Genomic DNA, 10,000 nt, shown 5'->3' with positions numbered 1-10,000 from the left:
CGACCCCGTGGAAATTGCCCAGCGCTACGACGAGGAAGAAGCCGACGAACTGACCTTTCTTGATATCACGGCGTCGCACGAACGGCGGCGAATTTTGCTCGACGTGGTGGCCCGCACGGCCGAAACGGTGTTCATGCCGCTGACTGTGGGCGGCGGGGTGCGCGAACTTCAAGATGTCCGGGATTTGCTGAATGCGGGGGCGGACAAGGTTTCGATTAACACCGCTGCTGTGCACAACCCGGACTTCGTCCGTGCGGCCGCCGAGAGATTCGGAAGTCAATGCATCGTCGTCGCTATCGATGCCAAACGCATCCCCGGGAGCGACCCGCCGCGCTGGGAGGTGTACACCCACGGTGGCCGGCGACCGACCGGCTTGGATGCCCTGGAATGGGCTGTGCGCATGAGCGAGTGCGGCGCTGGCGAGATCCTCCTGACCAGCATGGATCGTGACGGAACTCGGCTCGGCTACGACCTCGAGCTTACCCGCACCGTGGTAGAGGCAGTGGCTGTTCCGGTTGTGGCTTCCGGCGGAGTGGGCAATCTTGAACACATTTACGAAGGGCTGGCGCTGGCAGGTGCCTCGGCAGCACTGGCTGCCTCGATCTTTCACTATCGTGAATTTTCCATTCGCCAATGCAAAGAGTACCTGGCGCACCGGGGCGTGCCGGTGCGCTTGTGAGAGTTCGTGGGATTGGGGAGGTGACTCGCCGATGCCTGGCAAAGATGAAAGTTTACTCGCAGAACGACGACAGGCGCTGGAGGAGGAGTTCTTCCGCCGCCGGGAACAGGCGTTGATCGAAAAGCTGCGCGAGCAGGAGCAGCGGCGCCAATGGATCGAGGAGCTCTCGGCAGCCTCCGGAATTCGCGATCAGGAGGTGCTGGAGAAGCTCGTCGATTTGGGGATCCAACCACGCACCTTGGCCCCGCTGGCCTTGGTGCCTCTCGTGGAGGTGGCGTGGGCCGATGGCTCGATCGCTCGTCAGGAGCGCGAGGCGATTATTGCGGCGGCGAGACAGGCTGGCCTGGAATCCGGAAGCGCCGGCTTTGCGCTGCTGGAGAGTTGGTTGCAGGAACGGCCGGAGCCGCAGCTCCGAAAGGTTTGGCAGGAATACGTGCGCGCCTTGTGTGCCTCGTTGGACCAGCCTGCCCGCGAGCGGCTGCGAATGGAAGTGATGGGCAGAGCGCGAGCCGTTGCGGAAGCCGCTGGCGGCATTCTGGGGCTTGGCCGCAAAGTGTCGCAAGCCGAGGAAGAAGTGCTGCGCGAACTCGAAGCTGCCTTTACACCTGAGTGAGAAAGGCATTGCGCGAATGGGTAGCGAGGCTCGTGCCCGCATCCCGATCTTGGCGGAGGAGCTCAAGCAGGCGGTTGGCGAGGATTTCGTGAGCCTGCTGCTCTACGGGAGCGCGGCCGCGGGCGACTACATCGAGGGAATTTCGGATCTGAACTTCCTCGTGGTCGTGCGTGGCTCTCCCATCGCTGTGCTCGAGAAGCTTCGGCCCCATTGGCCGCGCTGGCAGAAACGCGGCATGGCCGTTCCCCTGGTTGTGCAGGAAGACTTTTTCCGCCGCGCCGCCGATGTGTTTCCAATGGAACTGCTCGACATGCGCGAGTGCCACGAGGTACTGGGGGGCGAGGACCCGTTACACAGCGTGGACATCGATCCCGCTCACCTGCGGCACCAGCTCGAGTTCGAGCTACGAAGCAAGTGGCTAAAGCTCGGAAGCCTTTACCTCCAATCTGCCGACCTCGGGGCACATGGTTCCGATGCGACGCTGCTCGAGGCGGCGAAATCGTTTGCCATCCTGATGCGCCACATGTTGCGGCTCGCTGGGCAGGAGCTGCCGCATCGTTACGTAGAAGTTGCCGAACGCTTCGAAGCCACTTTTGGCGTCATGCTGCCCGCCACCCGTACGTTGCTGGGTATTCGTCAGCGGCAGTTGCACTGGGCCAAGCAGCGTGAGAGGTTGTTTCGCGGTTTCCTGGAGGAGATGGGTCGCGTTGTTCATGTGGCCGATGGGCTCCTGCTCGAAGGTGCCCGCCAAACCTAAGCCCTTCGCGCGCCCATCCCTGTGGTGTGCGCTCCTCCTCGGCACACTCTGCTGGGCAACCTCGCTCGGCAGCGCATCGGCGATGGAGCCGACGGTGCCGCGCCCGCTCGGTTACGTCTCCGATTACGTCGGCGTGATCGACCCACACATGCGCGCCCGGCTCGAGGCACTGATTGGCGAGCTCGATCGGAAGACCGGGGCGCAAATTGCCGTGATTGTTGTGCGCTCGACAAAGCCGCTGACCGCCTTCGACTACGCCATGAAGATCGCCGAGGACTGGAGGCCCGGGGATCGCAAGAAGGACAACGGCGTTGTCTTCCTCGTTGCCACTGCGGATCGCGAGATGTTCATCCTTACTGGCTACGGAGTCGAAGGTATTCTGCCCGACGGCAAGGTGGGCGAAATTCGCGATCGCCTCATTCTGCCAGCGTTCCGCCGTGGCGATTATGCGCGAGGCATTTGGGCGGGCACGGCGGAAATGGCGCGCCTCATTGCGCGCGCAGAGGGTGTGGAGTTGAGTGCCCTCGGAGGAGCGAGCAGCGGGCCAGAGGAAGCTCTCGAACGAGGCCCTCGGGTGCCGCCTCCGGTGTGGGTGGAGTTGATCGGGGTGTTGTTCGCGCTGCTGGTGTTGGCCATTGTGGTCAGCAGTATGGCCGCGAGCGCGCGCGGGCGGCGCGGCCGCTGGCGTTATTACGGTGGCTACCGCGGCGGCTTCGGGGGCGGCGGGTTCGGTGGCGGTGGCGGGTTTGGCGGGTTCGGCGGCGGGGGCTTCGGCGGCGGGGGCGCAGGGGGGCGGTGGTGAATGGCAGCGAATGCGGTTACGCACGGAGCGAAGGAAAAAGGAGGGTGCATGCGGCAAAAGGGGATTCTGCTGGCAGCGCTGCTGGCGCTGGTGTTGACGGGTTGCGGCTACAACACCATGGTCGAGCTGCACGAACGCGTCGATGCCGCCTGGGCACAGGTCGAAAACCAGTTGCAACGGCGCAACGATCTGATCCCGAACCTCGTCGAAGTGACCAAAGGTTACGCCAAACACGAGCAGGAGATTTTTACCCGCGTGGCCGAGGCACGTGCCCGCTTGCTCGGTGCCCACACGCGCGAGGAAAAAATCCAGGCGGCCAACGAACTGAATTCCGCTTTGGCCCGCCTGCTAGCGATTGCCGAGCGCTACCCCGATCTGAAAGCGAATGAGCAATTCGCGCGTTTGTCCGACGAGCTTGCCGGCACAGAAAATCGCATTGCCACCGAGCGGCGGCGCTACAACGAAGCCGTGCGCGAATACAACACGTACATCAAGAAAATCCCACAGCGTTTTCTTGCCGCTTTGGTGGGTTTCGAGAAAGAACAGTACTTCGAAGCGCAAGCCGGGGCCGAAGCAGTTCCGAAAGTGCAATTCTAAGCGTTCGATCACGATCACGCGGTAGGAGGGCTGCCTTATGAGAGAACAGCCAACGGTGGCGCAGTGCGCGGGAACTTCTTTGAGACTTTCTCGCTTTGGACCATGCCGCGCAGCGCGGGACTTGATGCTCGGCTTGCTGCTGGTGATTCCTTTTGTGACAAGCTGCGGCGGCGGGGGCGATCTTGTCGTGCCTGCACCGCTCCCGTGCAATGCCAACAGCAAAGTTTGTTACGTGGCTCCCTTCGGCAGCGACAGCAACTCCGGCGCAGACCCGAGCGTGCCGCTCGCCACGATCCGCCGGGCTGCGCAAATTGCCTTGAGCGACTACACCATCGTCGTCGCGCCCGGCACCTATCGAGAGCCGGTGACCACCGCCGAAACCGGCCAGGCTCCCAAGCGCCTGACCTTTCTGGCCCAAGGCCGCGTCGTGCTCGATCTCCGCAACACAGGTTCCGGTCCGGGGTTCAGCCTTGCCAATGTTGATGGGGTGGTCATCGACGGCTTTACCGTCTGGGGCGCGAACGACGGAGGAGTCGTGTTGAAAAGCGGCAGTGATGGTGCGGTGATTCGCAACTGCGTGCTGGTAGTGAACAATGGTGACGGCATTCGAGTGCAGGATTCCGCGAATGTGCTTGTGTTCAACAACTTGATTTACGGCAATGCCGGCATCGGCATCCGCATTGGTGGAACCACTGCAGGATCGCCCTCGGCGCGGCTCCTGCACAACACGGTGTACGGCAATGGTGGTCGCGGCATCGAGATTGGGAACTCGACGAAGGCATCGCCGGGCGCATTAGTGCTGAATAACATCCTGCAGCAAAATGGGCTTGCCGTTCCGGGACAGGAAAACATCAAAGTGACCACGCAGCCGCCCAGTCAGACCGGCTACCGGGGTGACTACAACTTGGTGTTTCCGGCCTCGTACTCGCCGAGCGGTGCTCAAGGAATTCGTGGCGTGCATGACATCAACCGGGATGCCATCTTTGCCGACGCGATTACCGGAGACTTTCGCCTCAATCCGGCAAGCCCGGCCATCGACGCTGGCAACCCGCTCGATGATTTCGTCGACTTGCGGCGCATCTTGCGGGCGCGGACGACGACCGGCCTTGTGCGCGACGCGGGTCCGCTCGACCTTGGCTATCACTTCCCGGTTTCGTGATTGCGGTGAAGTTTCTCGCTCGGACACACGAAACGGGGCTAGGATCCGCCGGCAGTCGGCACCGATTGCGAGAGCACCCACCCAGCGAAACCGTGGGGCGCCGCGGCTGCGCGGTGCCGCGTCGCCCTGATCCCGGATGCGCGAGTGGTCTCGCTTCGGGTTGCAGATCGTGATAGCCGCGCCCCATGCGAACCCAAAGGTGGTGGTTGGCCGGTGCGGTCGGGCTTGGGCTGGTGGCGATCGGCTGTCGGGGGCAGCACCAAGGACCAGGCACGATCGAGGGAAAACGGGTAGACGAGGCCATCGTGGCGGCACGCACTGCGGCCGAGGACAATGCCGCCCGTGCGCTTGCTCCGGCAGAGCCGCATCATAAGCAAATTCTCTTCGGCGATCTCCACGTGCACACGACGTTTTCTGCCGATGCGTTCCTCCGCAGCCTGCCCATGTTGCAAGGTGAGGGTGTCCACCCCCCCGCAGATGCGTGCGACTTTGCCCGCTACTGCTCCGGCTTAGATTTTTGGAGCATTAACGATCACGCCGAGGCGTTGACCCCGCGCCATTGGCAAGAAACCAAGGAGTCCATCCGTCAGTGCAATGCGCTCGCCGGCGACCCGCAAAATCCGGATATCGTGGCCTTTCTCGGATGGGAGTGGACACAAGTCGGCCGTACCGCCGAGGAGCATTACGGGCACCGCAACGTCGTGCTCAAGGACCTCGATGAAGAGAAAGTGCCAAAGCGCCCGATCAGTGCACTTGACGAACAGCTCATTGGTGCCTTGCGGGCGCCCGCGCCGCTGCGGCAGCGCTTGTTGTTCCCGTTGCTCGACTGGCCGAATCGCCAGCGGTACTTCGACTTCGGCGAGTTCCAGCGTGAAAATCGCGAAGTGCCTTTGTGCCCCCGTGGGGTGGACACACGTCAGCTTCCCGCGGATTGCCATGAAAATGCCCGCACCCCAGCGGAGCTGTTCGAAAAGCTCGCACAAGGTGGCTGGGAAGCCCTCGTCATCCCCCACGGAACGACATGGGGCTTTTACACGCCGCCAGACGCATCGTGGGACAAACAGCTCGTCGGGCGCATGCACGACCCGAGCCGCCAGTTTTTGTTCGAGATCTACTCCGGCCACGGGAATTCTGAGGAGTACCGCGAGTGGCGGCCGGTGCAGTTCGACGACAAAGGCGAGCCGGTTTGCCCGGAACCCACGAGGGATTACCTGCCGTGCTGCTGGCAGGCAGGGGAAATTATCCGCAAGCGCTGCGGTGGCATCGCACCCGAAGAGTGCGAGCGGCGCGTGCGTGCGGCGCGCGACAACTATGTTCGCGCGGGGGTTGCCGGCCGCTTGACGGTGCCCGGTGCAGAGGTGACGGACTGGCTCGATTGCGGTCAGTGCCGCAATTGTTTCAACCCGGCTTTCAACTACCGGCCCGCGAACTCAGCACAGTACATCCTCGCACTTTCGCAGTTCGAGAAGGGGCAGCCGCGCCGGTTTCGCTTCGGTTTCATCGCTTCCAGCGACAACCACACGGCCCGCCCGGGCACCGGTTACAAGGAATACGGGCGGCGGATGATGACCGAGGCGGCGGGTGCCCGCGATGCTAAGTGGCACAACCGCTTACTGCGTCCAGAAAAGCCCAGCCCGGAGTCACGGCGGATCGACCCCGCTGCGTTGCAGGGGCTGCAGCCATTTCAGATTTTGGAATTCGAACGCCAGGCGTCGTTTTTCATGACGGGCGGCTTGGTGGCAGTGCACGCCGAGGGCCGCGACCGCGAGTCGATTTGGCGCGCCCTTAAGCGGCGCGAAGTGTACGCCACCAGCGGCGATCGCATCTTGCTGTGGTTCGATCTATTGCGGGGCCGGGATGCGTTGCCCATGGGTTCGGAGACCGTGCAAGAAGAAATGCCCCGTTTCCGCGTGCGCGCCATCGGTGCGCGCAAGCAACTTCCCGGTTGCCCCGGATATGCGAGGCGCGCGCTTTCCCCGGAGCGCCTCGAGCGTTTGTGCCGCGGGGAGTGCTACCACCCGAGCGACGAACGCCATCGGATCGTGGAAATCCACGTTGTGCGGATTCGCCCACAGGACTTTGCCGGCGAGCCCATCGGCTCGTTGATCGAGGACCCGTGGCGGCGGTTCGAATGCCCGAATAGCACCACGGGATGCGAAGTCGAGTTTGACGACCCGGAGTTTGTTGGCGCCGGCCGTGAGTTCGTTTACTACGTGCGTGCTCTGCAGGAGCCGACATTGGCGGTCAATGCTGGTGGTTTGCGCTGCCGTTACGACGAACAAGGGAATTGTGTGGAGGTTCGTCCCTGCTACGGCGATTATCGCACACCGTACGAGGACGATTGCCTATGGCCGAACCAGGAACGCGCGTGGTCGAGTCCGATTTATCTCCGCCCGCCGAGCTAGTGATTGCAACGCCCTCCTCGCGTAGACGAATTCGTTGGCTTTCCGGTCTCGGGATGCTAGGTGGCGTCGCTCTCACCGCTTTTGGGCTGGTGGCCCCTCAGGGCGGGGGTGAACGGCTTCCCCCTGATGCTGTGGCGAGGGTCGGCGGTGCGCTTATCTCAAGGGCGGAGTACGAACGTACTCTCCAAGCGCTGGCGAGCGATCGAAAATCGCCGCTGACTCCCGAGGATCGCGCTTTGGCTGTGCAGCGACTCATCGACGAGGAGTTGTTGCTGCAGCGCGCCTTGGAACTGGAATTACCGCGGACCGACCTGCGCGCCCGCCGTGCCTTGGTGAGTGCTGTGATCGATTCGGTGGTCGCCACACAGGAAAATGTGGAGGTCAGCGAGGCCGAGCTTGAGCGCTTTTACGAGGCCAACCGCGACTGGTTCACTGGGCCGGAGTTGTTGCGAGTCCGGCAAATTTGGTTTCCCATTGCCGCGCCGCAGGAAGCGGCAGCGGTGGAGGGTCGTGCGCGGGCTATTCACCAGCGGATTCTCAATGGGGAGAGCTTCGAAGCCTTGCGGGCCGCTGCTGGGCAGGAGGAGTCGCCACCGCTACCCGACGCACTCTTGCCGTTGAGCAAACTCGGGGAGTTGTTGGGCCCCACTGCAGTGCGAGTCCTTGCAGACTTGCCCACGGGTAGCGTGAGCGCGCCGGTTCGCTCCGCCACCGGTGTACACATTTTCCATGTCGTCGAGCGGCGTCAGGGGGAACCGCCGCCGTTTGCGGAGATTCGGCCGCAGGTGGCCAACGAATTTCGCCGACAAGCTGCGGAGCAGGCTTTGCGTACGTATCTCGACGAATTGCGCGCACGTGCCGATGTTGTCGTCGCTCCCGACGTCGCTGCGGACATCCGAGGGCAAGCGCGATGAACGGACGCACAGGTGGGAGCAGAAGTGCTCAATTGCCATGGCTTACTGCTGCCCTCGTGCTTGCCGTCGCCACAGTAGCGCGGGCGCACGATCGCACGCACTCTTACTCCACCTGGCGATTCAATGGAACGCATGTGGAAGTGACCTTTCGCATGGCCGAGTTGGATGCCACGCACTTTTCTTGGGGCGTGTACCCGAGCGCTAGTCGCGATCGTGAATTTGCCGCTTATGCGGTCAGCCAACTGCGGCTGTTCGTAGATGATGCGCCGTGTGCCGTAGTGTCGCCGCCGCGCGTCCTCCACCCCGGTGGTGGCCGCTTGGCAGCGCAGTGGGGGCTCGCGTGCCCGCACGGCACCCGGGTGCGTGTGCGTAGCGATGTGTTGTTCGATGTCGTGCCGACCCATTTGCACTTTGCGCGTGTGGAAGGCTTTCCGATATCGCCGCCCGAGCGCGTGCTCACGTCAACCCAACGCGAATGGCTGTTGCTCAGTGCTGCCGGCGGCAAAGGCGCCGTCCCAGGTGGCTTTGCCACCTACCTATGGCTGGGAATTGAGCACATCGCGAGCGGGTACGATCACCTGGTGTTTGTACTTGCGTTGATTTTGGTGGGCGGTTCGTTGTCGGCGCTCGCCAAGGTGATCACGTCGTTTACGCTTGCGCACAGCGTCACCTTGGCTCTGTCGGCTCTGGGTTGGGTGCGACCGGAGGCAAGTGCGGTGGAGGCGCTCATTGGGTTTTCGATCGTCATGGTGGCGGTGGAAAATTTCTGGTTGCGTGCAAAGGGCCAATGGGCGGGCCCGTGGGGGCTTGTGGCTGCACTGGTCGCGGTGGCGCTCGCGGCTTTTGCCGGCGCAGGCAAGGTGCCGCCAGTGGTGGCCGCTGGATTGGCGCTGTTTTCTGCCGCGTTTTTCGCCTGGGCGCGGGATGTCCAGCATTCCGAGTCGTTACGCTGGAGTGTGGCGTTTCTCTTTGGTTTGGTACACGGGTTTGGCTTTGCTTCGGTGCTGCTCGACGTCGGCTTGCCGCCGACGGCGTTGGCTCTGTCATTAGGTGGCTTCAACGTCGGCGTGGAACTCGGCCAATTGGCCGTGGTCGCGACCGCGTGGCCTGTGCTGCAATGGTTGCGGCGTTGCCATCCGCGCGCGGGCGGCTGGCTGGTGGATGGGGGATCGGGTGTGGTTTTAGCCGCAGGAACGTACTGGTTTTTGTCGCGCGCCTACGCGTAGATCTAGGCTCGAAGGAGGACACGGCAAGTGCGTGCAGCATATTGTGTGGAGCCGGGAAGGATCGAGGTGCGGGAAACAGCGATGCCCGAGCCTAGGGACGGTGAGGTCGTCGTGCGCGTGCGCAACTGTGGAATTTGCGGTAGCGACTTGCATTTTTTTACTGGGCAGTTCCCCCCGCCGCCTGTCTGTCCTGGGCACGAGATCAGTGGTGAGGTGGCGCGCCTGGGCAGTGGGGTGCGCCGGGTGCGAGAAGGGGATGCCGTTGTCATAGAACCGCTGGTCCCATGCCGAGTATGTAACTTCTGTCTGAGCGGGAACTATCAACTTTGCCCAGACCTCCGATTGCTCGGAAATATGATCGATGGTGGTTTTGCCGACTTCGTCCGCGTGCCGGAGGCGGCCGTGTTTCCGATGCCACAGAGGCTGGATTGGGCCGTTGCGGCACTGGCGGAGCCCCTGAGCGTAGCGTGGCACGGGCTGCGCATTGCGCCTATGCGGCCTGGAGACCGCGTGTGTGTGCTCGGAGCAGGTACAATTGGCCTTCTCTCTGTGGCTGCGGCACATTGGAGTGGTGCCAGCGAGGTGTGGGCTACCGCGCGGCACCCGCACCAAGCGGAGGCAGCCCGTCGCTTAGGAGCGGCGCGCGTGTTCACCGGCGCCAACGCGTACGCGGAAGTGTGCGAAGCCGCCTCTGAGCGCGCACCTGATATCGTCGTGGAGACAGTGGGGGGACACGCGGACACGCTTGAACAGGCGTTGCCGTTGGTGCGCCGTGGGGGAACCGTGGTCGTGCTTGGGGTTTTTACCACGATGCCGCGCCTGAACGGCATTTTGCTGGTGGTTAAGGA

General features: G+C 63.0%; 10 protein-coding genes. All 10 read left to right on the top strand.

Going from position 1 to position 10,000, the window contains the following annotated elements; all coding sequences use genetic code 11:
- On the top strand, window positions 1-679 hold a 679-nt coding region (gene hisF / locus N3C12_04540; GenBank protein ID MCX8071700.1), incomplete at its 5' end, for an imidazole glycerol phosphate synthase subunit HisF.
- A gap of 31 nt (window positions 680-710) precedes the next feature.
- Window positions 711-1,292 (top strand): hypothetical protein, encoded by a 582-nt coding sequence (locus N3C12_04535; GenBank protein MCX8071699.1) that lies wholly within the window; start codon window positions 711-713, stop codon window positions 1,290-1,292.
- A 16-nt stretch (window positions 1,293-1,308) separates the two neighbouring features.
- Entirely contained in the window at window positions 1,309-2,049 is a 741-nt protein-coding gene (locus tag N3C12_04530; protein MCX8071698.1) for a hypothetical protein, read from the top strand.
- Window positions 2,050-2,143: 94 nt separating this feature from the next.
- On the top strand, window positions 2,144-2,851 hold the full coding sequence (locus tag N3C12_04525) for a TPM domain-containing protein (GenBank protein ID MCX8071697.1): 708 nt from the start codon (window positions 2,144-2,146) through the stop codon (window positions 2,849-2,851).
- Between the two features lie 48 nt (window positions 2,852-2,899).
- On the top strand, window positions 2,900-3,448 hold the full coding sequence (locus N3C12_04520; GenBank protein ID MCX8071696.1) for a LemA family protein: 549 nt from the start codon (window positions 2,900-2,902) through the stop codon (window positions 3,446-3,448).
- A 37-nt stretch (window positions 3,449-3,485) separates the two neighbouring features.
- On the top strand, window positions 3,486-4,607 hold the full coding sequence (locus N3C12_04515; GenBank protein ID MCX8071695.1) for a right-handed parallel beta-helix repeat-containing protein: 1,122 nt from the start codon (window positions 3,486-3,488) through the stop codon (window positions 4,605-4,607).
- 185 nt (window positions 4,608-4,792) lie between these two features.
- Entirely contained in the window at window positions 4,793-7,012 is a 2,220-nt protein-coding gene (locus N3C12_04510) for a DUF3604 domain-containing protein (protein MCX8071694.1), read from the top strand.
- Window positions 6,955-7,926, top strand: coding sequence for a peptidylprolyl isomerase (locus N3C12_04505; GenBank protein MCX8071693.1), 972 nt, complete (start codon window positions 6,955-6,957; stop codon window positions 7,924-7,926). The genes N3C12_04510 and N3C12_04505 overlap by 58 nt, the downstream gene beginning before the upstream one ends.
- On the top strand, window positions 7,923-9,152 hold the full coding sequence (locus tag N3C12_04500) for a HupE/UreJ family protein (GenBank protein ID MCX8071692.1): 1,230 nt from the start codon (window positions 7,923-7,925) through the stop codon (window positions 9,150-9,152). Before N3C12_04505 ends, N3C12_04500 begins: the two co-directional genes overlap by 4 nt.
- A gap of 27 nt (window positions 9,153-9,179) precedes the next feature.
- Window positions 9,180-10,000, top strand: an 821-nt coding sequence (locus N3C12_04495) for an alcohol dehydrogenase catalytic domain-containing protein (protein MCX8071691.1), incomplete at its 3' end; no start/stop codon positions are given.

The sequence above is a fragment of the Candidatus Binatia bacterium genome (genome assembly GCA_026415395.1).
Classification (GTDB): domain Bacteria; phylum Desulfobacterota; class Binatia; order HRBIN30; family HRBIN30; genus HRBIN30.
The sequence above is the reverse complement of the archived record's forward strand: the minus strand, read 5'-3'. Positions and strand labels throughout refer to the sequence as shown.

Excerpts from the sequence above, each read along its gene's own strand:
- N3C12_04505 (MCX8071693.1), top strand. The coding sequence starts at position 6,955 with ATGGCCGAACCAGGAACGCGCGTGGTCGAGTCCGATTTATCTCCGCCC.
- N3C12_04510 (MCX8071694.1), top strand. The coding sequence starts at position 4,793 with ATGCGAACCCAAAGGTGGTGGTTGGCCGGTGCGGTCGGGCTTGGGCTG.
- N3C12_04515 (MCX8071695.1), top strand. The coding sequence starts at position 3,486 with ATGAGAGAACAGCCAACGGTGGCGCAGTGCGCGGGAACTTCTTTGAGA.
- N3C12_04500 (MCX8071692.1), top strand. The coding sequence starts at position 7,923 with ATGAACGGACGCACAGGTGGGAGCAGAAGTGCTCAATTGCCATGGCTT.
- N3C12_04535 (MCX8071699.1), top strand. The coding sequence starts at position 711 with ATGCCTGGCAAAGATGAAAGTTTACTCGCAGAACGACGACAGGCGCTG.
- N3C12_04520 (MCX8071696.1), top strand. The coding sequence starts at position 2,900 with ATGCGGCAAAAGGGGATTCTGCTGGCAGCGCTGCTGGCGCTGGTGTTG.
- N3C12_04530 (MCX8071698.1), top strand. The coding sequence starts at position 1,309 with ATGGGTAGCGAGGCTCGTGCCCGCATCCCGATCTTGGCGGAGGAGCTC.